22 protein-coding genes are annotated in these 24,789 nt (G+C 59.8%); 18 read left to right on the top strand and 4 right to left on the bottom strand.

The features are described from left to right. Positions 1-61: 61 nt before the first annotated feature. The 8 genes from dnaE (at position 62) to ispD (ending at position 11,545) form a co-directional block, all read left to right on the top strand. Complete coding sequence (dnaE, locus tag AC19YS_RS24710) at positions 62-3,583, top strand: DNA polymerase III subunit alpha (RefSeq protein WP_106577160.1); 3,522 nt, start codon at positions 62-64, stop codon at positions 3,581-3,583. Between the two features lie 129 nt (positions 3,584-3,712). Continuing rightward, the gene (locus AC19YS_RS24705; protein ID WP_106577159.1) at positions 3,713-4,660 is read left to right on the top strand and encodes an acetyl-CoA carboxylase carboxyltransferase subunit alpha; all 948 of its coding nucleotides are present in this window, start codon (positions 3,713-3,715) and stop codon (positions 4,658-4,660) included. Between the two features lie 208 nt (positions 4,661-4,868). After that, entirely contained in the window at positions 4,869-6,188 is a 1,320-nt protein-coding gene (gene tilS / locus AC19YS_RS24700) for a tRNA lysidine(34) synthetase TilS (RefSeq protein ID WP_200623535.1), read from the top strand. Between the two features lie 273 nt (positions 6,189-6,461). Continuing rightward, a complete protein-coding gene (gene pyrG, locus AC19YS_RS24695) occupies positions 6,462-8,093 on the top strand; it encodes a CTP synthase (RefSeq protein ID WP_106577157.1) in 1,632 nt (543 codons plus the stop codon). Between the two features lie 5 nt (positions 8,094-8,098). Further along, positions 8,099-8,944: a 3-deoxy-8-phosphooctulonate synthase gene (kdsA, locus tag AC19YS_RS24690; protein ID WP_010212442.1), complete on the top strand. Its 846-nt coding sequence runs from the start codon at positions 8,099-8,101 to the stop codon at positions 8,942-8,944. A 157-nt stretch (positions 8,945-9,101) separates the two neighbouring features. Further along, the gene (eno, locus tag AC19YS_RS24685; protein ID WP_106577156.1) at positions 9,102-10,391 is read left to right on the top strand and encodes a phosphopyruvate hydratase; all 1,290 of its coding nucleotides are present in this window, start codon (positions 9,102-9,104) and stop codon (positions 10,389-10,391) included. Between the two features lie 171 nt (positions 10,392-10,562). Next, positions 10,563-10,841: a cell division protein FtsB gene (gene ftsB, locus AC19YS_RS24680; protein WP_017137157.1), complete on the top strand. Its 279-nt coding sequence runs from the start codon at positions 10,563-10,565 to the stop codon at positions 10,839-10,841. Beyond that, positions 10,838-11,545, top strand: coding sequence for a 2-C-methyl-D-erythritol 4-phosphate cytidylyltransferase (ispD, locus tag AC19YS_RS24675; protein ID WP_106577155.1), 708 nt, complete (start codon positions 10,838-10,840; stop codon positions 11,543-11,545). The genes ftsB and ispD overlap by 4 nt, the downstream gene beginning before the upstream one ends. A gap of 111 nt (positions 11,546-11,656) precedes the next feature. Here the strand turns inward: ispD and AC19YS_RS24670 are convergent, their stop codons facing one another. After that, positions 11,657-12,553 (bottom strand): LysR substrate-binding domain-containing protein, encoded by an 897-nt coding sequence (locus tag AC19YS_RS24670; protein ID WP_106577154.1) that lies wholly within the window; start codon positions 12,551-12,553, stop codon positions 11,657-11,659. Between the two features lie 109 nt (positions 12,554-12,662). On the opposite strand from AC19YS_RS24670, the gene AC19YS_RS24665 reads away from it, so the two are divergent. The 8 genes from AC19YS_RS24665 (at position 12,663) to rpoS (ending at position 19,870) form a co-directional block, all read left to right on the top strand. Next, on the top strand, positions 12,663-13,775 hold the full coding sequence (locus tag AC19YS_RS24665; protein WP_119738769.1) for an S-(hydroxymethyl)glutathione dehydrogenase/class III alcohol dehydrogenase: 1,113 nt from the start codon (positions 12,663-12,665) through the stop codon (positions 13,773-13,775). An 89-nt stretch (positions 13,776-13,864) separates the two neighbouring features. Then, complete coding sequence (gene fghA / locus AC19YS_RS24660) at positions 13,865-14,710, top strand: S-formylglutathione hydrolase (protein ID WP_106577152.1); 846 nt, start codon at positions 13,865-13,867, stop codon at positions 14,708-14,710. A 54-nt stretch (positions 14,711-14,764) separates the two neighbouring features. Further along, positions 14,765-15,238 carry a 2-C-methyl-D-erythritol 2,4-cyclodiphosphate synthase gene (ispF, locus tag AC19YS_RS24655; protein WP_012722614.1) on the top strand — a complete coding sequence of 158 codons (474 nt, stop codon included), beginning with the start codon at positions 14,765-14,767 and terminating at the stop codon, positions 15,236-15,238. Further along, positions 15,235-16,293 (top strand): tRNA pseudouridine(13) synthase TruD, encoded by a 1,059-nt coding sequence (gene truD, locus AC19YS_RS24650; protein WP_106577150.1) that lies wholly within the window; start codon positions 15,235-15,237, stop codon positions 16,291-16,293. Before ispF ends, truD begins: the two co-directional genes overlap by 4 nt. After that, the gene (gene surE / locus AC19YS_RS24645; RefSeq protein WP_472526949.1) at positions 16,281-17,030 is read left to right on the top strand and encodes a 5'/3'-nucleotidase SurE; all 750 of its coding nucleotides are present in this window, start codon (positions 16,281-16,283) and stop codon (positions 17,028-17,030) included. The genes truD and surE overlap by 13 nt, the downstream gene beginning before the upstream one ends. 41 nt (positions 17,031-17,071) lie before the next feature. Beyond that, positions 17,072-17,707, top strand: coding sequence for a protein-L-isoaspartate(D-aspartate) O-methyltransferase (locus AC19YS_RS24640; protein WP_169850588.1), 636 nt, complete (start codon positions 17,072-17,074; stop codon positions 17,705-17,707). Positions 17,708-17,916: 209 nt separating this feature from the next. Beyond that, positions 17,917-18,753: a peptidoglycan DD-metalloendopeptidase family protein gene (locus AC19YS_RS24635; protein ID WP_106577148.1), complete on the top strand. Its 837-nt coding sequence runs from the start codon at positions 17,917-17,919 to the stop codon at positions 18,751-18,753. Between the two features lie 106 nt (positions 18,754-18,859). Further along, positions 18,860-19,870: an RNA polymerase sigma factor RpoS gene (gene rpoS, locus AC19YS_RS24630; RefSeq protein ID WP_016974430.1), complete on the top strand. Its 1,011-nt coding sequence runs from the start codon at positions 18,860-18,862 to the stop codon at positions 19,868-19,870. 233 nt (positions 19,871-20,103) lie between these two features. On the opposite strand, the gene AC19YS_RS24625 is transcribed toward rpoS, so the two are convergent. Beyond that, positions 20,104-20,313, bottom strand: coding sequence for a cold-shock protein (locus tag AC19YS_RS24625; RefSeq protein ID WP_002554837.1), 210 nt, complete (start codon positions 20,311-20,313; stop codon positions 20,104-20,106). Between the two features lie 389 nt (positions 20,314-20,702). Here AC19YS_RS24625 and dcd point away from each other — a divergent pair, with 389 nt between their 5' ends. Both dcd and AC19YS_RS24615 read left to right on the top strand, forming a co-directional pair. Then, entirely contained in the window at positions 20,703-21,269 is a 567-nt protein-coding gene (dcd, locus tag AC19YS_RS24620) for a dCTP deaminase (RefSeq protein WP_106577147.1), read from the top strand. A gap of 107 nt (positions 21,270-21,376) precedes the next feature. Further along, positions 21,377-21,577, top strand: a complete 201-nt coding sequence (locus AC19YS_RS24615; protein WP_106577146.1) for a hypothetical protein — start codon at positions 21,377-21,379, stop codon at positions 21,575-21,577. Between the two features lie 30 nt (positions 21,578-21,607). On the opposite strand, the gene pdeM is transcribed toward AC19YS_RS24615, so the two are convergent. Both pdeM and AC19YS_RS24605 read right to left on the bottom strand, forming a co-directional pair. Continuing rightward, the gene (pdeM, locus tag AC19YS_RS24610) at positions 21,608-22,258 is read right to left on the bottom strand and encodes a ligase-associated DNA damage response endonuclease PdeM (protein ID WP_500602823.1); all 651 of its coding nucleotides are present in this window, start codon (positions 22,256-22,258) and stop codon (positions 21,608-21,610) included. Beyond that, positions 22,258-24,738 (bottom strand): ligase-associated DNA damage response DEXH box helicase, encoded by a 2,481-nt coding sequence (locus AC19YS_RS24605; protein WP_500602822.1) that lies wholly within the window; start codon positions 24,736-24,738, stop codon positions 22,258-22,260. The genes pdeM and AC19YS_RS24605 overlap by 1 nt, the downstream gene beginning before the upstream one ends. Positions 24,739-24,789: the final 51 nt, after the last annotated feature.

Raw genomic sequence — 24,789 nt, 5'->3', positions numbered from 1 at the left:
TTTGCTCAAGGCCCGGTACAATCCGGGCCTTGTTGTCTCCACGTATTAGAACAGGATCACTATGCCGGCTTCATTCGTTCACCTGCGCCTGCACACTGAATACTCCCTGGTCGACGGCCTGGTACGGATCAAACCGCTGGTCAAAACCCTGGTGGGCATGAACATGCCTGCGGTAGCGGTGACCGATCAGAACAACATGTGTTCTCTGGTCAAGTTCTACAAAAACGCCATGGGCGCCGGTATCAAGCCGATTTGCGGCGCCGACCTGTGGCTGTCCAACAAAGACCCGGATAACCCCCTGAGCCGCATCAGCCTGTTGGCGATGAACGGCGTCGGTTATCGCAACCTCACCGAATTGATTTCCCGTGGCTTTATCGACGGCCAGCGCAACGGTTCGATCATCATCGAGCGCGAGTGGGTGGCCGAGGCGAGCGAGGGCGTGATCATGCTGTCGGCTGCCAAAGAGGGTGAGATCGGCATCGCGCTGCTCGGCGGCAACCCGCAGGAAGCCGAAGTACTGGCGCGCGAGTGGATGCAGGTCTTCCCCGACCGTTTCTACCTGGAAGTCCAGCGCACCAATCGCCCCAATGATGAAGAGCATCTGCACGCCGCCGTGGCCCTGGCCGACAAGCTGGGCGCGCCGCTGGTCGCGACCAACGATGTGCGCTTTATCAAGAAGGAAGATTTCGAAGCCCACGAAACCCGCGTGTGCATCGGCGAAGGCCGGGCTCTGGACGACCCGCGTCGTTCCAAGAACTACAGCGAAGAGCAGTACCTCAAAAGCGCCGAGGAGATGGCCGAGCTGTTCAGCGACCTACCCGAGGCCCTGGAAAACTCCGTCGAAATCGCCAAGCGCTGCAATATCGAAGTGAAGCTGGGCAAGCACTTCCTGCCCAACTTCCCGATTCCTGATGGCATGACCATCGATGAGTATTTCCGCAAAGTGTCCTTCGATGGCCTCGAAGAGCGCCTCAGCGTGCTGCTGCCCAAGGACACCACCGAGGACTACGAGGCCAAGCGCCAGGTCTACGTTGACCGGCTGAATTTCGAGCTGGATATCATCATCCAGATGGGGTTCCCCGGTTACTTCCTGATCGTGATGGACTTTATCCAGTGGGCCAAGAACAACGGCGTACCGGTAGGTCCTGGCCGTGGATCAGGTGCCGGTTCGCTGGTGGCTTACGTTCAGAAGATTACCGACCTTGACCCGCTGGAATATGACCTGCTGTTCGAGCGGTTCCTGAACCCGGAACGGGTCTCCATGCCCGACTTCGACGTCGACTTCTGCATGGATGGCCGCGACCGCGTGATCGAGTACGTGGCCGAGAAATACGGCCGCAATGCGGTAAGCCAGATCATCACCTTCGGTTCCATGGCGGCCAAGGCTGTAATCCGTGACGTGGCGCGGGTGCAGGGCAAGTCCTACGGCCTGGCGGACCGCCTATCGAAGATGATCCCGTTCGAAGTCGGCATGACCCTGGAAAAGGCCTACGAGCAGGAAGAAATCCTGCGCGACTTCATCAAGGTCGATGAAGAGGCCGCCGAAATCTGGGACATGGCGCGCAAGCTCGAAGGTGTGGTGCGTAACGTCGGTAAACACGCCGGTGGTGTGGTGATCGCGCCGACCAAGTTGACCGACTTTTCGCCGATCTATTGCGATGAAGAAGGCGACGGCCTGGTAACCCAGTTCGACAAGGACGACGTTGAAGCCGCCGGCCTGGTGAAGTTCGACTTCCTGGGTCTGCGCACCCTGACGATCATCGACTGGGCGCTGAAGACGATCAACCGTGACCGCGCCAAGGTCAACGAAGCGCCGCTGGATATCGCCTTTATCCCGCTGGACGACAAACCGACTTATACCTTGCTGCAAAAAGCCGAAACCACGGCGGTGTTCCAGCTTGAGTCGCGCGGCATGAAAGAGCTGATCAAAAAGCTCAAGCCCGACTGCCTGGAAGACTTGATCGCACTGGTGGCACTGTTCCGTCCCGGCCCGCTGCAGTCGGGCATGGTGGATGACTTCATCAACCGTAAGCACGGCCGCGCCGAGCTGGCGTACCCGCATTCGGATTATCAGTACGAAGGCCTCAAGCCGGTACTGGCGCCAACCTACGGCATCATCCTGTATCAAGAACAGGTGATGCAGATTGCCCAGGTGATGGCCGGCTACACCCTCGGCGGCGCGGACATGCTGCGTCGCGCCATGGGTAAGAAAAAGCCCGAAGAAATGGCCAAGCAGCGCGGCGGTTTCATTGAGGGGTGTGCCACCAACAATATCGACGCCGACCTCGCCGGTAACATCTTCGACCTGGTAGAAAAGTTCGCCGGTTATGGCTTCAACAAGTCTCACTCCGCCGCCTACGGCCTGGTGTCGTACCAGACTGCCTGGCTGAAAGCCCATTACCCGGCGCCGTTCATGGCCGCGGTACTTTCGGCGGATATGCACAACACCGACAAGGTCGTGACCTTGATCGAGGAAGTGCGCACCATGAAGCTGCGCCTCGACGCGCCGGACGTGAACGCCTCCGAGTTCAAGTTCACGGTGAACGACGAAGGCCGCATCATCTATGGCCTGGGCGCGATCAAAGGCGTGGGCGAAGGCCCGGTCGAAGCCATCACTGAAGCGCGCCAGGACGGGCCGTTCAAGGACTTGTTCGACTTCTGCGCGCGGGTTGACCTCAAGCGCATCAACAAACGCACCCTCGACGGCTTGATCCGCAGCGGCGCGCTCGATCGCCTTGGTCCGTATTTCCATGATGAGCCTAAGGCTTATCAGGCCAATATCGACCGCAACCGTGCGGTGCTGCTGACCGCCATGGAAGAAGCGATCAAGGCGGCCGAACAGACCGCCCGCACCCACGACAGCGGCCACGCCGACCTGTTTGGCGGCTTGTTCGTCGAAGAGGACGCGGACGTTTACGCCAACCACCGCAAGGCCAAGGAGTTGACCCTCAAGGAACGACTCAAGGGCGAAAAAGACACCCTGGGCCTGTACCTCACCGGTCACCCGATTGACGAATACGAAGGCGAAATCCGCCGTTTCGCTCGTCAGCGCATCATCGACCTGAAACCGGCGCGCGACACTCAGACGGTCGCCGGCATGATCATCGCTCTGCGAGTGATGAAAAATAAGAAGGGCGACAAGATGGGCTTTATCACCCTCGACGACCGCTCGGGCCGGATCGAAGCGTCGCTGTTTGCCGACGCTTTCCACTCCGCGCAGTCGTTGCTGCAGACCGATGCCATGGTGGTCGTTGAAGGTGAGGTCAGCAACGACGACTTCTCCGGCGGCCTGCGCCTGCGGATCAAGCGGGTGATGAGTATGGAAGATGCGCGCACCAACCTCGCCGAAAGCCTGCGCTTGAAGGTCAAGACCGAAGCCCTTAAAGGCGATCAGCTACGCTGGTTGGGTGACCTGCTCAAGCGCCACCGTGGCGCATGTCCGGTGACCATGGAATACACCGGCAATGACGCCAAGGCGATGTTGCAGTTTGGTGAGACGTGGCGAATTGATCCCGCCGATGGCTTGATTCAAGCTTTGCGTGACCAGTTCGGGCGAGACAACGTCTTCCTCCAATACCGTTGACGGTCAGATATGTCTGATCTCGACTGAACATTTAATCTCGACCTAAACGCGCCTCTCCCTTAAGGTAGGGCGCGAATAGACAACCGGCTGGCCAGGCACTCCTTGGCCGTCGACCCAAGACGGACGCTTATGAACCCGAATTTTCTTGATTTCGAACAGCCGATCGCTGACCTGCAAGCCAAGATTGAAGAATTGCGCCTGGTCGGCAATGACAATTCGCTGAATATCGGCGATGAGATCGCTCGCCTGCAAGACAAGAGCAGCACGCTCACCGAGGACATCTTCGGCAAGCTGACCAGCTGGCAGATCGCGCGCCTGGCACGCCACCCGCGCCGTCCGTACACCCTGGATTACATTCAGCACATCTTCACCGAGTTCGACGAGCTGCACGGCGACCGCCACTTCTCCGACGACGCGGCCATCGTGGGCGGTATCGCTCGCCTGGACGACCAGCCGGTCATGGTGATCGGTCACCAGAAAGGCCGTGAAGTGCGTGAAAAAGTCCGCCGCAACTTCGGCATGCCGCGCCCCGAAGGCTACCGCAAGGCTTGCCGCCTGATGGAAATGGCCGAGCGCTTCAAGATGCCGATCCTGACCTTCATCGACACGCCGGGCGCTTACCCGGGCATCGACGCCGAAGAGCGTAACCAGAGCGAAGCAATCGCCTGGAACCTGCGTGTCATGGCGCGCCTGAAAACCCCGATTATCGCCACCGTGATTGGTGAGGGTGGTTCCGGCGGGGCGCTGGCCATTGGCGTGTGCGACCAGCTGAACATGCTGCAATATTCGACCTACGCGGTAATTTCGCCGGAAGGTTGCGCTTCGATTCTGTGGAAAACCGCCGAAAAGGCACCGGACGCTGCTGAAGCCATGGGTATCACCGCTGATCGCCTGAAAGGCCTGGGCATCGTGGACAAAGTGATCGCCGAGCCATTGGGCGGCGCCCACCGTGACCCGGCTGCCGCTGCTGCCACCTTGCGCGCTGAGCTGGGTTCGCAATTGGCGATGCTCAAGAAGTTCGATAATGAGGCGTTGCTGGCCCGTCGTTACGAGCGCCTGATGAGCTACGGCCTCTGATCAAACGCTGATCTTGCAGACAATGCAGTACCACTGTGGGAGCGGGTTTGTGTGGGAGCTGGCTTGCCTGCGATAGCATCAACTCGGTGTATCAGATAACCCGAGTTGCCTGCATCGTGGGCGAGCCCGGCTCCCACACAAGCCCGCTCCCACATTTGCTTTGTGTATGCTGGGTTATCGCATTCCAGATTGATGGCGGTACTGTGTTATGAAGCCGGCTCTACCCGCCAATTTCCTGCAAAATCTGGCGCCCTGGCGCAATGCCCCGGCCTGGCACATCGCATTCTCGGGTGGTCTGGACTCCACCGTCCTGCTGCACCTGTTGGCCACTCTGGCAACCACCGAAACCCTCCCGCCGCTCAGTGCTGTCCACGTCTACCATGGCTTGCAAGCTGCGGCTGACGCCTGGCCGAGTCATTGCCAGGCGGTGTGTGACGCCTTGGGCGTGCCCTTGCGGGTAATGCGCGTGCAAGTGCAACCGGGCGCCAGCCTTGAGCGTGCGGCGCGTGACGCGCGTTATCAGGCGTTTACCGAGGCCACTGGCGCGGGGGAGGTGTTGCTCACCGGGCAGCATCGCGACGATCAGGCTGAAACCCTGTTGTTTCGGCTGATGCGCGGTGCAGGGGTGCGCGGGCTGGCGGCTATGCCTGTGCATCGCCCACTGGCAAGGGGGCACGTGGTGCGGCCGTTGCTGGAGGCCTCGCGTGCTGAATTGGAAGCCTACGCACACGAGCACCAGTTGACGTGGATCGAAGACCCTTCGAACGCCGACCCACGTTTCTCGCGCAATTACTTGCGCCATCGTGTGCTTCCCGTGTTGACGCAGCGATGGCCTCAAGCCGTTTCCAGCCTGGCACGCACCGCCGAACACCTGAGTGAAGCCCAGGGCCTGCTCGACGAGTTGGCGAGGATGGACTTGCAAGCTGCCGATCAGCCTTCGCCATTTCCCTGGTTGCCTCTGCCCTCGTTGGTTCTGGCTCCACTGCGCGAACTTTCTGACGCCCGCCAACGTAATGCCTTGCGCCACTGGCTGGCGCCTCTGACCCGTTTACCCGACAGCGACCACTGGGCCAGCTGGCAGGCCCTGCGCGACGCCAAGGCTGACGCACAACCGCTGTGGCGCCTTGCCGACGGCCAGTTGCATCGTTGCGGCGAGCGCATCTGGTGGCTGCCCGCAGCGTGGTTGGAGTTTTCCGACGCCGTGGTCAGTTGGCCGCATCCGCAAAACCCACTCGCGTTACCCGGCAATGGCCAGCTGAACTTTATCGGTGAGGCTCCCCAAGGTCCGCTTGAGGTGCGTTACCGTCAGGGCGGCGAAATCATCGAAGTGCCCGCTCGAGGCCGGCGCGACTTGAAGCGCTTGCTTAATGAATGCGGGCTGCCGGGCTTTGTCCGTGGCAGATTGCCGCTGGTCTATCAGGGTGAGCAATTGCTGGCTGTCCCAAGCCTTGCAGGCCTGTGGGCCAGGCTGCCGGGTGATGGACAATTGGATTGGATGCCACAGACTTGCGATCAAGGTTTGAGCTGATAGAGCCTTTCCGGTAGACTACGCTCCCTTCTTGATACAACTTCTGTGGATTCGACTGAATCGCAGCAGTTGCCGATTACCAAGCAGTCTTTGCTGGGCGATTCCAAAAAATGTGTAGCGATCAACGTACCGGTGTTTCATTGCTGGTCTGTCACAACGCGGCGGTTTTTTTGAAAGGTGCACTGTGATTAATGCAGGTGATCGGGGGCTTCGGCCTTCCTTCGCTTTCCCCGGCGGCTCGGACCGCTTTAACGCAGACTTCTAGGGTTTTTCATGACGCGCTACATATTCGTCACGGGCGGTGTTGTTTCTTCATTGGGGAAAGGCATTGCCTCCGCTTCATTGGCGGCCATCCTGGAGGCGCGGGGACTTAAGGTCACCATGCTCAAGCTGGACCCGTACATCAACGTTGACCCGGGCACCATGAGCCCGTTCCAGCACGGTGAAGTGTTCGTCACACACGACGGCGCCGAGACCGACCTGGATTTGGGCCACTACGAGCGGTTCATCCGCACGACCATGACCCAGAACAACAACTTCACCACTGGCCGTGTCTACGAGCACGTGCTGCGCAAGGAGCGCCGTGGTGACTACCTGGGTGCAACCATCCAGGTGATCCCGCACATCACCGACGAAATCAAGCGCCGCATCATCAAGGGTGCAGGCGATGCCGACGTGGCGATGGTCGAGATCGGTGGCACCGTGGGTGACATCGAATCCCAGCCGTTCCTCGAAGCCATCCGCCAGCTGCGTTTCGAAGTCGGCGCCAAGCGCGCGATGCTGATGCACCTGACGCTGGTGCCGTACATCGCCACCGCCGGCGAAACCAAAACCAAGCCTACCCAGCACTCGGTCAAGGAACTGCGTTCCATCGGCCTGCAGCCAGACGTGCTGGTATGCCGCTCCGATCACCCGATCGACATTTCCTCGCGCCGCAAGATTGCGCAGTTCACCAACGTTGAAGAGCGTGCGGTGATTGCCCTGGAAGACGCCGACACCATCTACAAGATCCCGGGCATCCTGCACTCCCAAGGCCTGGATGATTTTGTGGTCGAGCGTTTCGGCCTGCAGTGCAACGGCGCGGACCTGTCCGAGTGGGAAGCTGTGGTGGATGCCAAGCTCAATCCTGAGCATGAAGTCACCATCGCCATGGTCGGCAAGTACATGGAGCTGCTGGACGCGTACAAGTCGCTGATCGAAGCGATGAGCCACGCCGGTATCAGCAACCGTACCAAGGTCAACCTGCGCTACATCGATTCCGAAGACATCGAGAACCAGGGCACTGCCTTGCTCGAAGGTGTTGATGCGATTCTCGTACCGGGCGGTTTCGGCCTGCGTGGCGTGGAAGGCAAAATCACTGCGGTTCAGTACGCTCGTGAAAACAAAGTGCCGTACCTGGGTATCTGCCTGGGCATGCAAGTGGCCGTTATCGAGTTCGCCCGTAACGTGCTGGGCTGGAAAGACGCCAACTCCACCGAGTTCGATCACACCAGCGGCCACCCGGTCGTGGGCCTGATCACCGAATGGGAAGATGCCACCGGCGCCGTTGAAACCCGTACCGAAAGCTCCGACCTGGGCGGCACCATGCGCCTTGGCGCGCAAGACTGCCTGCTGGAGCCGGGCTCGCTGGTTCACGATTGCTATGGCAAGGACGTGATCGTCGAGCGTCACCGTCACCGCTACGAAGTGAACAACAACCTGCTGCCGCAGATCAAAGAAGCCGGCCTGAAAATCTCCGGTCGCTCTGGCGATGGCAAGTTGGTTGAAGTGGTCGAGGCGCCGGATCATCCGTGGTTCGTGGCCTGCCAGTTCCACCCTGAGTTCACCTCGACCCCGCGCGACGGTCACCCGTTGTTCAGCGGTTTCGTTAAAGCAGCACTGACGCAACATCAGAAGAAGGCGTAAACCTGATGGCCCAGAAGATCATTCGCGTAGGCGATATCGAGATTGCCAACGACAAGCCCATGGTGCTGTTCGGCGGCATGAACGTGCTGGAAAGCCGCGACATGGCGATGCAGGTCTGTGAAGAGTACGTGAAGGTGACCGAGAAACTCGGTATCCCTTACGTGTTCAAGGCCAGCTTCGACAAGGCCAACCGTTCGTCCGTGACCTCCTATCGCGGCCCGGGCCTTGAAGAAGGCATGCGGATCTTCCAGGACATCAAGCAAGCCTTCGGCGTGCCGATCATCACCGACGTCCACGAGCCGGAACAAGCGGCCGTGGTCGCCGAGGTGTGCGACATCATCCAGTTGCCGGCCTTCCTGTCGCGCCAGACCGACCTCGTGGTCGCCATGGCCAAGACCGGCGCTGTGATCAATATCAAGAAAGCCCAGTTCCTCGCGCCCCAGGAAATGAAACACATCCTGAACAAGTGCGTGGAAGCGGGTAACGACCAGTTGATTCTCTGCGAGCGTGGTTCGAGCTTCGGCTACAACAACCTCGTGGTGGACATGCTCGGTTTCGGCATCATGAAACAGTTCGAATACCCGGTGTTCTTCGACGTGACCCACGCGCTGCAAATGCCTGGTGGTCGCGCCGATTCCGCCGGTGGGCGCCGTGCCCAGGTGCTAGACCTGGCCAAGGCGGGCATCAGCCAGTCGCTGGCGGGCCTGTTCCTGGAAGCCCATCCGGACCCGGACAACGCCAAATGCGACGGCCCATGCGCCCTGCGCCTGGATAAGCTGGAGCCATTCCTGGCCCAGCTCAAGCAGTTGGACGAACTGGTCAAGAGTTTTCCGACGGTAGAGACCGCGTAAGCGCCATTTCTCCGGTAGACTTTCCCTCGCTTTACGCTCAGGCCTGCGGGCCTGAGCCTTGTCGCCTGCAAGCCTGCCCCGTTGTTCCACCCTTGCGGTCGGTCAAAAGATTTCCTTCAGCTGCGTCGTTTTCGTCAACTTTGGAGTGTTTACAACAATGGCAAAAATCGTCGACATCAAAGGTCGTGAAGTTCTCGACTCCCGTGGCAACCCTACCGTCGAAGCCGACGTGCTCCTCGATAACGGCATCATCGGCAGCGCCTGCGCGCCGTCCGGTGCTTCCACAGGTTCCCGCGAAGCACTGGAACTGCGTGATGGCGACAAGAGCCGTTACCTGGGCAAGGGTGTACTCAAGGCTGTAGCCAACATCAACGGCCCGATCCGTGACCTGTTGCTGGGCAAGGACCCGCTGGACCAGAAAGCCCTGGACCACGCGATGATCAAGCTCGACGGCACCGAAAACAAAGGCAGCCTGGGCGCCAACGCCATCCTCGCCGTGTCCCTGGCCGCTGCCAAGGCTGCCGCACAGGACCAGGACTTGCCGCTGTACGCACACATCGCCAACCTGAACGGCACCCCGGGTGTTTACTCGATGCCGGTGCCGATGATGAACATCATCAACGGTGGCGAGCACGCTGATAACAACGTCGACATCCAGGAATTCATGGTGCAGCCGGTTGGCGCCAAGACCTTCTCCGAAGGCCTGCGCATGGGTACCGAGATTTTCCACCACCTCAAAGCTGTCCTGAAGGCCCGTGGCCTGAGCACTGCCGTGGGTGACGAAGGTGGTTTCGCGCCGAACCTGGCGTCCAACGAAGATGCACTCAAAGTGATCTCCGAAGCCGTGGCCAATGCGGGCTACAAGCTGGGCACCGACGTGACCCTGGCCCTGGACTGCGCGGCCAGCGAGTTCTACGAGGACGGTAAATACAACCTGTCCGGCGAAGGCCACGTGTTCACCTCCGAAGGTTTTGCCGACTACCTCAAAGGCCTGACCGAACGCTACCCGATCATCTCCATCGAAGACGGCCTGGACGAGTCCGACTGGGCTGGCTGGAAAGTCCTCACCGACAAGATCGGCGAAAAAATCCAACTGGTCGGCGACGACCTGTTCGTGACCAACACCAAGATCCTGAAAGAAGGCATCGACAAGAAGATTGCCAACTCGATCCTGATCAAGTTCAACCAGATCGGTACCCTGACCGAAACCCTGGAAGCCATCCAGATGGCCAAGGCTGCGGGCTACACCGCCGTGATCTCCCACCGCTCCGGCGAAACCGAAGACTCGACCATTGCCGACCTGGCCGTGGGCACTTCGGCTGGGCAGATCAAGACCGGTTCCCTGTGCCGTTCCGACCGCGTTTCCAAGTACAACCAATTGCTGCGTATCGAAGAGCAATTGGCAGGTAAAGCCAAGTACAACGGTCGCAGCGAGTTTCGCGGCTGATTGTTAAATGGTAAAAGGTCTGCGGATTACGTCGGAAAAATCACGACAGCGTGAATTTCGACGCTAATCTCATGGCTAACAAGCACAAGCCTGGTTCATCCAGGCTTCGTGCTATCAGTTGCTTCAAAAGTTTTGCATGGCTGTCTTTTTTTACTGGATACCCGGATTTCGATGCGCAGTCCCAATTGGTTGTTCCTCGTCTTGCTCTTGTTGCTGGCTGGCCTGCAGTACCGCCTATGGGTGGGTAATGGCAGCTTTGCGCAGGTGAAAGAGTTGACCCAGCAAATTGCCGACCAGCACGCCGAGAACGAACGTCTGCTGGAGCGCAATCGTGTCCTCGATGCTGAAGTGCTTGAGCTGAAAAAAGGTACGGAGACCGTTGAAGAACGGGCTCGTCATGAGCTGGGCATGGTGAAAGAGGGCGAAACCCTCTATCAGCTGGCCCAATGAGTAGCGTTTTACCGGCCTTCTGGGCCGTGATTCCTGCCGCGGGCGTTGGTGCCCGTATGGCTGCGGACCGCCCCAAGCAATACTTGCAATTGGGCGGGCGCACAATTCTCGAACACAGCCTCGGCTGTTTTCTCGACCATCCGGGCCTCAAGGGGCTGGTAGTCAGTTTGGCTGTCGATGATCCTTATTGGCCGAACCTGCCTTGCGCCAATGACCCACGCATCGTGCGTGCGGACGGCGGTGACGAGCGCTCGGGTTCGGTACTCAATGCGTTGCTGCAACTCAATGCGCTGGGTGCCAGCGATGATGATTGGGTGCTGGTGCATGACGCCGCGCGGCCTAACCTCAGCCGTGATGACCTCGATAATCTGTTGTTGGAACTGTCGGATGATCCTGTCGGCGGGCTGCTGGCCGTGCCCGCTCGCGACACGCTCAAGCGCGTCGACAAGCACGCACGTGTGGTTGAAACCGTCGACCGCAGCCTGATCTGGCAAGCCTACACGCCGCAGATGTTTCGCCTCGGTGCATTGCATCGAGCGTTGGCTGATAGCTTGGTGGCTGACGCCGTCATCACCGACGAAGCCTCGGCGATGGAATGGTCCGGCCAGGCGCCGCGCCTGATTGAAGGGCGTTCGGACAATATCAAGGTGACCCGGCCCGAAGACCTGGAGTGGTTGCGGCTGCGGTGGGCGAACCGCAGGTAGTCAGTTAAACCGCGTCGACTTCATCGCAGGCAAGCCAGCCCTCACGGTTGAAATGCGATTCCCAGTGGGAGCCGGGCTAGCCCGCGATGAGACCCAGGCAGGCGCACCAAATTACTCGCTGTACTCCGGCCGCTCGGCCAACCCCTCCTTCAAGAAATCCACCAGCTTTCTGACCTTCGGCGATAAATGCCGCTGTTGTGGATACAACGCCCACACCGCCGTGTTCGGTGGCTGATGCGCCTCCAGTAACGACACCAGCGCGCCAGTGTGCAGATGCTCCAGCACGTAATAGTCCGGCAACTGGCATAGCCCAACCCCTTGCAACGCCGCATCCAGCACCGCCTGCCCACTGTTGCAGCGCCAGTTTCCCTGCACCCGTTGGGAAAATTCGCGCCCATCCTGGGCCAGTTGCCAGATATCCGAGCTGCCGATCAGGCAGTTATGCCGACTTAATTCCGACAGACTGTGTGGCCGACCATACCGCGCCAAGTAGGAAGGTGATGCGCACAGGTACATGCGCCGCGGGGCCAGGCGACTGGCGACCATCCGCGAGTCTTGCAGGCGGCCCAGGCGGATCGCCAGGTCGAGGCCTTCATGCACCAGATCCAGCTGGCGATTGCTCAACTCGATATCCACGCGCAATTGCGGGTAGAGCCCCATGAATCGTGTGACCAGCGGCACGATAAAACGCTCGCCGTAAGCCACCGCGCACGTCATGCGCAACATGCCCTTGGGTTCGCTGGCGAGGTCGCCGACGGCGCGCAATGCTTCTTCGCGACCGTCCTGCAAGCGTTGGCAGTGTTGCAGGAAGGTCTGGCCGGCTTCGGTCAGCGTGACCTTGCGCGTGCTGCGATAGAGCAACCGGGTTTGCAGCCGTTCTTCCAGGCGCGCCACCTGCCGGCTGATGTGCGATGACGACACGCCAAGTCGCTCGGCCGCCGCTGTGAATTGGCTGCACTCAGCCACCGCAACAAACTCGTCGATGCCTTCCCAGCGGTTTTCCAGCATGTTGATTATCCCTGTACAGCAATAAAGTTTTGCTTTCGCTCGGATTATTAATCACTGGGCCATGTTTTACACTCAGCGCTTCAGTTTTTAATTTCCTGGAGAAACCCGGATGATCAAGTCCCGCGCCGCTGTAGCCTTCGAAGCGAAAAAGCCCCTAGAGATCGTCGAAGTCGATGTCGCCATGCCCAAGGCCGGCGAGGTGCTGCTGCGGGTGGTCGCGTCCGGCGTGTGCCATACCGACGCATACACGTTGTCGGGCGCCGACCCGGAAGGGATCTTTCCGTCGATCCTCGGCCATGAAGGTGGCGCGGTGGTTGAAGCAATCGGCGAGGGCGTGACTTCGGTGGCCGTCGGCGACCACGTGATCCCGCTGTACACGCCGGAATGCGGCAAGTGCAAATTCTGCCTGTCGGGCAAGACCAACCTGTGCCAGGCCATTCGGTCCACGCAGGGCAAAGGCCTGATGCCGGATGGCACCACACGTTTCTCCTACAAGGGCCAGCCGATTTTCCACTACATGGGTACCTCGACGTTCTCCGAGTACACCGTGCTGCCGGAAATTTCCGTGGCAAAAATCCCTAAAGAAGCGCCGTTGGAAAAGGTCTGCCTGCTCGGCTGCGGCGTTACCACCGGCATCGGCGCGGTGATCAATACTGCCAAGGTCAAGCCGGGCGATACCGTGGCTATCTTCGGCCTCGGCGGCATTGGCCTGTCGGCCATCATCGGCGCGGTGAAAGCCAAGGCCGGTCGCATCATTGCCATCGACATCAACCCGGCCAAGTTTGAAATCGCCAAGCAATTGGGCGCCACCGACTGCATCAACCCGAAAGACTACGACCGCCCCATCCAGGACGTGATCGTCGACTTGACCGACGGCGGCGTAGACTTTTCCTTCGAGTGCATCGGCAACGTGCAACTGATGCGCGCGGCCCTGGAGTGCTGCCACAAGGGTTGGGGCGAGTCGGTGATCATTGGTGTAGCCGGTGCTGGCCAGGAAATCGCCACCCGCCCATTCCAGCTGGTGACCGGCCGCGTCTGGCGCGGTTCGGCGTTTGGCGGCGTGCGTGGGCGTTCCGAATTGCCAAGCTACGTGGAAATGGCCCAGTCCGGCGAAATCCCGCTGGACACCTTTATCACCCACACCATGGGCCTGGAAGACATCAACAAAGCGTTTGACCTGATGCATGAAGGCAAGAGCATTCGTACCGTCATTCACTTTTAAAGCAGCTGCAAGTTGCACGCTCTAGGCTGCAAAAAGGTGTATGTCTGCCTGCAGCCTAAAGTTTGCCGCTCGCCGCTGGGAGCATTCCCATGACCCTGGAAAACATCTCCTGCCAAAAGAGTTTTGGCGGCTGGCATAAACGCTACAAACACAGCTCCCACGTGCTCGGGTGCGACATGACCTTTGCCGTCTACCTGCCGCCACAGGCGGAGCAGGGCGGCAAACTGCCGGTGGTGTACTGGCTGTCCGGCTTGACCTGCACCGACGAAAACTTCATGCAAAAGGCTGGTGCTCAGCGTGTGGCCGCCGAGCTGGGGTTGATCATCGTTGCTCCGGACACCAGCCCGCGTGGGCCCGGTGTGCCGGGCGACCCTGACAACGCCTGGGATTTTGGCCTGGGGGCCGGCTTCTACCTGAATGCCACGCAGGAACCTTGGGCCAAGCACTATCGGATGCATGACTACGTGGTGCAGGAATTGCCTGCGTTGGTTGAAGCGCATTTCCCTGCATCGGCAAAGCGCGGCATCAGCGGCCACTCCATGGGCGGCCACGGTGCGTTGGTGTGTGCCTTGCGCAACCCTGGGCGCTACCAATCAGTGTCGGCATTTTCGCCGATCAATAACCCGATGGATTGCCCATGGGGCCAGAAGGCCTTCTCGCGTTATTTGGGTGATGAACGCTCTAAATGGCGTGAATGGGACGCCTGCGCGCTGATCAGCGAGGCCACGCAAAAGCTGCCATTGCTGGTGGATCAGGGCGACCGCGACGATTTCCTCGCCGTGCAGCTCAAGCCCGAAGCCCTGCAGCAAGCGGCCAAGGCGGCCAACCATCCGCTCGAACTGCGCCTGCAACCCGGCTACGACCACAGCTACTTCTTTATCGCCAGCTTCATCGAAGATCATTTGCGACATCATGGGCGTGCTTTGCTCGGTTAATGTGAGGCAAAAGTAGGTAGAATCACGCCCTGAATTAAATCGGGGCGTTTTTTTATGCGTATTGGCCACGGCTACGATGTGCACCGTTTCGCTGAAGGCGATTTCATCACCTTGGGCGGCGTGCGCATTGCACACCACCATGGGTTGCTCGCTCATTCCGACGGCGACGTTGTATTGCACGCCTTGAGCGATGCCCTGCTCGGCGCAGCGGCGTTGGGCGATATCGGCAAGCACTTTCCAGACACCGACCCAACCTTCAAGGGTGCGGACAGCCGCGTCTTGCTGCGCCATGTGGTCGGCCTGATCCACGCCAAGGGCTGGAAGGTCGGGAATGTCGACAACACCATCGTCGCCCAGGCGCCGAAAATGGCCCCGCATATCGAATCGATGCGCGCACTGATTGCCGCGGATCTGCAAATTGAATTGGATCAAGTCAACGTGAAAGCCACCACCACCGAAAAACTCGGGTTTACCGGACGTGAAGAGGGCATCGCGGTGCACTCCGTTGCCTTGTTGCTGCGCGCATGAATGACTTGCAACTGTTGGGCCCGCGGGCGTACGGCGAGGCTTTGGGCAGCGCCGTATTAAAAGCGACGGCTGAAGATTTCCAGGTAGACGAAGTGCTGGATATTCCGCTGACCGGCGACGGCGAGCACCTGTGGCTGTGGGTCGAAAAACGCGGTTTGAATACCGAAGAAGCCGCGCGGCGCATTGCCAAGGCCGCCGGCGTGCCGCTGCGCACCGTCAGCTATGCCGGGCTCAAGGATCGCCAGGCGTTGACGCGCCAGTGGTTCAGCGTGCAACTGCCGGGCAAGGCCGACCCGGACATGAGCGGTGCGCAGAACGACACCCTCAAAATCCTCAAGATCGTCCGTCATAAACGCAAGCTGCAGCGGGGTGCGCATTCGGCCAACGGCTTTACCCTGCGCCTGACCCAATTGGCTGGCGACACCGCCGCCATCGACGCGCGTTTGCAGCAGATTGCCCAGCACGGCATCCCCAATTACTTCGGCGCCCAGCGCTTCGGCCACAACGGCGGCAACGTGGCGGACGCGCGTGAATGGGCGGCCCGCAAGGCTCTGCCGGAGCAGCGCAATGTGCGCTCGCGGCTGCTGTCTACCGCGCGTAGTTTTCTCTTCAATAAAGTCCTGGCAGCACGTGTGGCAGACGGGTCCTGGCAGCGCGCCCAGGTCGGCGATTTGCTGGCGTTTACTGACAGCCGCAGTTTTTTCCCGGCGGGGGAGGCTGAATGCAGCGACCCGCGCCTGGCGATTCTGGACCTGCACCCGACAGGGCCGCAGTGGGGCGAAGGCAATTCGCCGGCGTCGGGGGCGACCTTCGCGCTGGAACAGGCAATCGCCGACGGTGAAGCCGACCTGCGCGATTGGCTGGTCAATGCCGGCATGAGCCAGGAGCGTCGCATTCTGCGACTGCCCATTGGCGGGTTGACGTGGCATTATCCCTCGCTGGACATTCTGCAACTGGAATTCGTCCTGCCGGCCGGATGCTTCGCCACTGTCTTGGTGCGCGAGCTTGTTGATCTGGTGCCGGTGGGGCAGACGGACAGCCCATGCGTATTCTGATATCAAACGATGACGGTGCCACCGCACCCGGCCTTGCCGCGCTTTATGCTGCGCTGGAAGACTACGCCGAGTGTGTGGTGGTTGCCCCGGACCAGGACAAGAGCGGCGCCAGCAGTTCGCTGACGCTCGACCGTCCGTTGCACCCGCAGGTTCTGGCCAATGGCTTTATCAGCGTGAACGGTACCCCCACCGATTGCGTGCACCTGGCGATCAACAGCTTGTTGGAGCACGAGCCGGACCTGGTGGTGTCGGGCATCAACCTGGGCGCCAACCTGGGCGATGACGTGCTGTATTCGGGTACGGTGGCGGCGGCGCTTGAAGGGCGTTTCCTGGGCCGCACCTCGTTCGCCTTTTCCTTTGCCTCGCGGCAGTTGGACAACCTGGCGACGGCGGCGTATTTCGCCCGCAAGCTGGTGGAGGCCCACGGATCACTGGACCTGCCGCCGCGCACAGTACTCAACGTCAACATCCCTAATTTGCCCCTCGACCATATTCGCGGCATCCAACTGACGCGCCTGGGCCATCGCGCCCGTGCGGCGGCGCCTCTGAAAGTGGTCGATCCACGCGGCAAGGAAGGTTATTGGATTGCGGCGGCCGGCGACGCTGAGGACGGTGGCCCGGGCACAGACTTTCATGCGGTGATGCAAGGTTATGTATCGATTACCCCGTTGCAGCTTGATCGCACCTTCAGTGATGCCTTCAGTAGTCTCGATGGCTGGCTTGAGGGGCTGCGTTGATGGCGCGTGAACAAGACGACCTGCTGCGCCGTGGCATCGGGATGACCTCGCAGCGTACGCGCGAGCGTTTGATCCAGCGCCTGTACGAAGAAGGGCTGTCGAACGCCCAGGTGCTGGAAGTCATTCGGCGCACACCACGCCACCTGTTTGTCGACGAAGCCCTGGCGCATCGGGCCTATGAAGACACCGCGTTGCCCATCGGCCACAACCAGACAATTTCGCAGCCTTATATGGTCGCGCGCATGAGTGAGCTGTTGCTGGCGGCGGGGCCGTTGGACAAAGTGCTGGAGATCGGCACCGGTTCGGGTTACCAGACCGCCGTGCTGTCGCAATTGGTGGAGCGGGTGTTCTCGGTGGAGCGCATCAAGGTCCTGCAGGACCGTGCCAAGGAGCGCCTGGTGGAGCTCAATCTGCGTAACGTGGTGTTTCGCTGGGGCGATGGCTGGGAAGGCTGGCCGGCGCTGGCGCCGTATAACGGCATCATCGTTACCGCCGTTGCTACCGATGTACCGCAGGCCTTGCTGGATCAACTGGCACCTGGCGGGCGATTGGTTATCCCGGTGGGTTCCGGCGAAGTGCAACAATTGATGCTCATTATCCGGGAAGACGAAGGCTTTTCCCGGCATGTACTGGGCGCCGTGCGCTTTGTACCGTTGCTCAATGGCCCGCTGGCCTGATCATTTATTCGCAAACAGTGAATTCTGTGGGTGGGGATGTGTCTTACAGCGGGGCTCATAGAGTCAACATGATGGGAAACCGGGTTTAAACATGATGAATTTTTCGTTTCAGTCGTGTGCCGGTAAAAATCCAATGCCCAGTTATACTTGCGTCATATTTCAAGCCTGATACAGGCGTTCATGTTCAGCCACCACAAAGGGAGCGGCGGGTGAGTCTCACAGGTCCTGCGCAGCGTATGAGTAAAACAAGCTTTCAGCGACTGGTGCTTGGCCTTGTCTTGAGTTCCTTATTGGCGGCCTGCTCGAGCACGCCATCCAGCGGTGCGCGGGTGGTTGACCGCAATAATGCAGTGCCGCAAAAACCGACGGTCACCACCGGTCAGTATGTAGTGCGAAAGGGGGACACGATGTTCTCGATCGCCTTCCGTTACGGTTGGGATTACAAGGCGCTCGCAGCTCGTAACAATATTCCTGTGCCATACACGATACATCCAGGTCAGACCATTCGTTTCGATGGACGCACCGGTTCAACGCCTACGACAGTTGTGACAAATTCCGGATCTTCGCCCTCGTCTTCGAGCAAAACCACGATCATCACCCGGCCTGCAGGCACCGCCGCGCCTACGGTTGCGAGCAAACCAGCGCCTGCGCCTCTGCCGCCAGCAGGGCCTGCTCCGACCGGTTGGGGATGGCCTTCAAACGGGGTGTTGATTGGAAAATTCTCTTCAAACGGTAGTTTGAATAAAGGCATTGATATCGCCGGGGATTTGGGACAGCCTGTTTTAGCTGCGTCTGATGGGACAGTGGTGTACGCCGGGAGTGGTTTGCGGGGCTACGGCGAACTGGTCATCATCAAACACAGCGATACCTACGTCAGTGCTTACGGTCACAACCGCAGGCTGTTGGTTCGGGAGGGGCAGCAAGTCAAAGTCGGACAGACAATTGCCGAAATGGGGTCAACTGGTACAGACCGGGTGAAACTGCACTTTGAGATTCGCCGCCAAGGGAAACCTGTAGATCCGCTGCAATTCCTACCCCGTCGTTGATGTGTTGCACAGCCTGTTCCCTCACGTAGAAGGAACAGGCTCCAGCGTTGCCAAGGATAGAGGCGTCGCTTGAGCTTGAGGTCGAACTCACCAAAGGACTATAACAATGGCTCTCAGTAAAGAAGCGCCGGAGTTTGACATCGACGATGAGGTTCTCCTTGAAATGGAGATACTCACCGAAAAGGAATCGATGTCGAATGATGAAGGGTCTGCTACACCTTCAGTTCGCACCAAATCCAAGAACTCCACCGCGTTAAAGCAACACAAGTACATTGACTACACGCGGGCGCTCGACGCAACGCAGCTGTACCTCAATGAAATCGGCTTTTCCCCTCTGCTCACTCCCGAAGAAGAAGTCCATTTTGCGCGCTTGTCGCAAAAAGGCGATCCGGCTGGGCGCAAACGCATGATTGAAAGTAACTTGCGCCTGGTGGTGAAAATTGCCCGACGCTACGTCAATCGTGGGCTGTCGCTGCTGGACCTGATCGAGGAGGGCAACCTGGGCTTGATCCGGGCGGTGGAGAAGTTCGACCCTGAGCGGGGCTTCCGCTTTTCGACCTATGCCACCTGGTGGATTCGTCAGACCATCGAACGGGCGATCATGAATCAAACCCGTACGATCCGGTTGCCGATCCATGTGGTCAAGGAGCTCAACGTCTACCTGCGGGCGGCGCGTGAGCTGACACAAAAACTCGATCATGAACCTTCGCCTGAAGAAATCGCCAACCTGCTGGAAAAGCCGGTAGGCGAGGTTAAGCGCATGCTCGGCCTGAACGAGCGCGTGTCTTCGGTCGATGTCTCGCTGGGTCCGGATTCGGATAAAACCCTGCTGGACACCCTGACGGATGATCGTCCGACGGATCCTTGCGAACTGTTGCAGGACGATGATCTTTCCCAAAGCATTGACCAGTGGCTGTCTGAGCTCACGGACAAGCAGCGTGAAGTGGTGATTCGCCGCTTCGGCCTGCGCGGCCATGAGAGCAGTACCCTGGAGGACGTAGGCCTGGAGATCGGTTTGACCCGTGAGCGGGTGCGGCAGATCCAGGTAGAGGGCCTCAAGCGCTTGCGTGAGATCCTTGAGAAGAATGGCTTGTCGAGTGAGTCGTTGTTCCAGTAACAACGCTGTATGAACTGTGGGAGCAGGCTTGTGTGGGAGCTGGCTTGCCAGCGATAGCATCGTCTCGGTGTAACTGATACACCGAGGCGTCAGCATCGCAGGCAAGCCGGCTCCCACATAAGTAGGCTCCCACATTTTTTTGTGTCCGGGATTCCGGTGGCGTTGCGCCAAATCCCAGGCATAAAAAAACCCCGCTTTTGAGGGCGGGGTTTTTTCGACTAAGTCAGTACAAGTTAGATAACTTGAACTTCTTCAGCTTGCATGCCTTTCTGACCGCGGGTAGCGATGAAAGAAACCTGTTGGCCTTCTTTCAGGCTTTTGAAGCCGTCGGATTGGATAGCTTTGAAGTGAACGAACAGGTCGTCACCGGATTGTGGAGTGATGAAGCCGAAGCCTTTTTCATCGTTGAACCACTTAACGGTACCAGTTTGGCGATTAGACATGGTGTATCTCCTTGGACAAAGTTAACTGCGACTCAGGAAAAGCCCTGGCCGAGACTGAGTGCAAAGAGCAGGAAAAATTCTTGGAGATGGTTGGATCGAAATTCAACATATCGTGTAGAGATTCTCAGTGACACAAGCAGCACAGTGGCGCCACCTTAACCCTTTTTCCGGAACGTGCCAATGGTATTTCCGAAGGTTTCTCTATTTTCGTGACTGGCGGTGGTATTTACAGTCACAAGGGACCGCACTATGAGCCCCGGCCCCATTGGCTGCGGCTTGCAGCAGCCGGTGCATTCATCAAGAAAAGCCCCGCGCCCTTTGAACCCCGAAGCCGGCCCCGGTAAGATGCCCAACAGAATTTTTCCACCTCGCTATTCAGGACACCCGCCATGAGCATCAAATCGGACAAGTGGATTCGCCGCATGGCGCAAGAGCACGGCATGATCGAACCGTTCGTTGAACGCCAGATCCGTGGCGCAGGCGACGCTCCGGTGATTTCGTACGGTGTTTCCAGCTATGGCTACGACGTGCGTTGCGCCGACGAATTCAAGGTGTTCACCAATATCAACTCGGCGATCGTCGACCCGAAGAATTTCGACGAAAAGAGCTTCGTCGACGTCAAGAGCGACGTGTGCATCATCCCGCCCAACTCCTTCGCCCTGGCGCGCACCGTGGAGTTTTTCCGCATCCCGCGTGACGTGCTGACCATTTGCTTGGGTAAAAGCACCTACGCGCGCTGCGGCATTATCGTCAACGTGACGCCGCTTGAGCCCGAGTGGGAAGGTCACGTGACCCTGGAGTTCTCCAACACCACCACGTTGCCGGCGAAGATCTACGCCAATGAAGGCGTGGCACAGATGCTGTTCCTGCAGTCCGATGAGGCCTGTGAAGTGTCCTACAAGGACCGCGCCGGCAAGTATCAGGGCCAGCGTGGCGTCACACTCCCACGCGCTTGATCGAAAGGTCTTACACGTTAAGGGAATTAGTCTGCGGGAAGTGACTCTATTGGGTGTACTGCCTCGGTGCGTGCAAAACGCGCCGAGCCACGCTTGAGGAGTACTTTATGAAGATCGACCCGCGAATCAGCGCCGAACTCGCCCGGCTTGAACCCAACCAGATTGGTGTTCTGGCCTGGTCCCTGATGGCCGACCCTGCGTATGCGGGCGGCATCCCTGGTCAACCTGATCAAGATTGGCCGCAACCGCCCACCGAGCCTGGTGAACCGACGCTGCCGGATGAGCCGCCACCCGCGCCTGTCGCCTGATCGTTCAGGGCAATAGACATGGCCGGTTGTTCAGCACACCGGCCATACGTCCTCATCGCCGATCACAAAGATCTGCTGATCGTCGCGCTGCTCCACTGAATAACCCCCGGTAAAGGCGCCGAACGCCGGCAACAGGCTGATCCGCGACCCGAACTGAAAGCACGGCAGGCGCAAGCTCTGGCGGCCCCTGCCGCGCAGTCGATAGACCGGGTGCACGTGCCCCGCCAGCACATGGTGGCTGGCATGCGCGTCTGGTTCGTGTTGCAGGGCGAACGGCCCCATCAGCAAAGGTTCCGGCACCACCTCGATGCGCAAGTCGGCTGGTGGGTCGCCTGCGCGTTTGTCGTGATTGCCACGAATCAGCGTCAGCCCAAGGTCGCAATTGTGCTCACGCCACGCTCTCAAGGCGCTCAGGGTGCCGCTGGCGTGAGAGCCGGGGCCGTGCAGGAAGTCACCGAGAAAGATCACCTGCTCGCACGGCAAGGCCGATAACAGCCGGTCCAGGCGTTGCAGGTTTTCAGTCGTGGTGCCTTGGGGCACGGGTTGCCCAAGGCTGCGGTAGGCGGAGGCCTTGCCAAAATGCACGTCGGCAATCAGCAAACACCCACGCGAGGGCCAGTACACGGCCTTTTCCGCCAGCAACCACAGCTCTTCTCCCTCAAGCATCACCGAACAATGCATCAGCGTTTCCCATTATCCGCGACTTTTTCCAGGTCTTTGACCATCCGTGCAATGCGCTCCGAGAGTTTCTCCGAACTCATGCTCTCGCGCATCCGCTCAACCAGCAGTGGGAAGGCCAGCGGTGTAGGCCGTTCGATCAGGTGCAGGTCCAGTTTCAGCGCGGCCAGATGGCGCAATGTCTGTTCCAGCCGACGAATATCCAACTCGTCACGCAGGACTTCTTCCCCGGCCTGGGTCAGCAGCAGGTTCTGCGGGTCATATTGCTTGAACACTTCAAAAAACAACCCGCTGGAGGCCTGAACCTGCCGCGTGCTTTTTGGCGCACCGGGGTAACCCGCGAACACCAGCCCGGCGATGCGCGCGATCTCGCGAAAACGTCTAAGGGCCAATTCCCCGGCATTCAGGCTGGCTATGACGTCGGTCAGCAAATTTTGCGGACTCAATAACGCTTCGTTCAGCAGTAATGGCCAATCCACCGGAGTGGCACTCAACAGCTCCAGCCCGTAATCATTCACCGCAATCGAAAAGGTCACCGGCTGCTGTTGGCTGACCCGCCACGCCAGCAGGCTGGCCAGGCCCAGATGCACTTGGCGTCCGGCGAAGGGGTAAAGAAACACGTGCCATCCTTCCCGCGACTTCAGGGCTTCGGCCAGCAAATGCGTGCGAGTCGGCAGGCCCGACCAGCGCAACTGGGTTTGCAGCAAGGGTTGCACCGCCTGCATTTCCGGGCCGTCGAAATGCCCGTGCGCCGCCGCATCAAACCGCTCGACCACCGCCTGCGCCAGTTCGTTGGAAAGCGGCATGCGCCCGCCATTCCAACGCGGCACGGCGGCTCTTTTCGCGGTGCTGCGACGCACGTAAGCAGTCATGTTTTCCACGCGCACCAGCTCCAGCAAACGCCCCGCAAACAGGAAACCATCACCGGGTTTGAGCCGTGCGATAAAGCCTTCCTCGACACTGCCCAGGTTCTTGCCGCCGCCGCCCTTGCTCCAGAATTTCAGCTGGATACTCGCGTCACTGACGATGGTGCCTACGCTCATGCGATGGCGCCGCGCCAGGCGTGCATCCGGCACGCGCCACACGCCGTGCTCGTCGGGCTCCACGCGGCGGTAATCCGGGTAAGCCGTCAGCGACAATCCGCCATGGCGCACAAACCCCAGCGCCCAGGCCCAGTCGGCTTGCGTGAGGTCACGGTAAGCCCAGGCACCGCGCACTTCCGCCAGCAGCGCGTCCGGCGTGAAGCCTCCGCCCAGCGCCATGCTCACCAAATGCTGTACGAGCACGTCCAGCGGTTTGTAAGGCGATTCACGGGCTTCGATGCGCCGTTGGGCGATCGCGTCTTGGGCGGCCGCCGCTTCCACCAGCTCCAGGCTGTGGGTCGGCACCAGCGTCACCCTGGACGGCCGCCCTGGCGCGTGGCCGGAGCGTCCGGCGCGCTGCATCAGGCGCGCCACGCCTTTGGCCGAGCCGATTTGCAGCACGCGCTCCACCGGCAGGAAATCCACCCCCAGGTCCAGGCTGGAGGTGCACACCACCGCCTTGAGCTGGCCGTCTTTCAAGGCTCGCTCCACCCAGTCGCGCGTTTCGCGCGAGAGTGAGCCATGGTGCAGCGCGATCACTCCCGCCCAATCCGGGCGCGCCTCGAGCAACGCCTGGTACCAGATCTCCGACTGCGCCCGTGTGTTGGTAAACACCAGGCAACTGCTGCTGGAATCAACTTCGGCGACGACTTGCGGCAACATCTTCAAACCAATATGCCCGGCCCAGGGAAAGCGCTCAGTGGTGGGCGGCAACAAGGTATCGACCTGCAGCGTTTTGGCCGTTTGCCCCTGCACATTGATCCCGCCACCTTGTGGGACCAAAACCTCCAGTGCGTGAGCCTGATTACCCAACGTCGCCGAAATTCCCCACACCATCAGTTCCGGATGCCACCGCCGCAAGCGCGCCAGCGCCAGTTGCAGCTGCACACCACGCTTGTTGCCGATCAGTTCATGCCATTCATCCACGATGACCATGCGCAGGTGCGCCAGGCTCGATTCACTGTCGGCACGCGCCAGCATCAACGTAAGACTTTCCGGCGTGGTAACCAGCGCGGTGGGCTGGCGGCGGGTTTGGCGGGCGCGTTCGCTGCTGCTGGTATCGCCGGTGCGCAGGCCGATGCTCCACGGAATCTGCAAGACCTCCAGTGGCGCTTCAAGGGCGCGTGCAGTGTCGGCGGCCAATGCGCGCATGGGTGTAATCCACAGCACGGTCAGCGGCTCAGCCGGCGGTTTGCGTTTGCCGGTGGCGGGCGGGCGAGTGATGGCGAAGCGATTGAGGGCGGCAAACCACAGTGCATAGGTTTTACCCGCGCCGGTGCTGGCATGCAGCAAGCCTGACTGACCCTGCTTGACCGCCGCCCATACCTCTTTCTGAAAGGCGAACGGTTTCCAGCCCTTGGCGGCAAACCAGTGTTTTGCGAAGTCGAGGGGTTTTGCCATGGGTGGGCTGACGCTCTGGAGGCTCTCATTCAGAGACCCTCCAGGCGCCGC

The sequence above is a fragment of the Pseudomonas sp. MF08831 genome (assembly GCF_059862645.1).
This window is presented reverse-complemented; position numbering and strand designations above follow the sequence as displayed.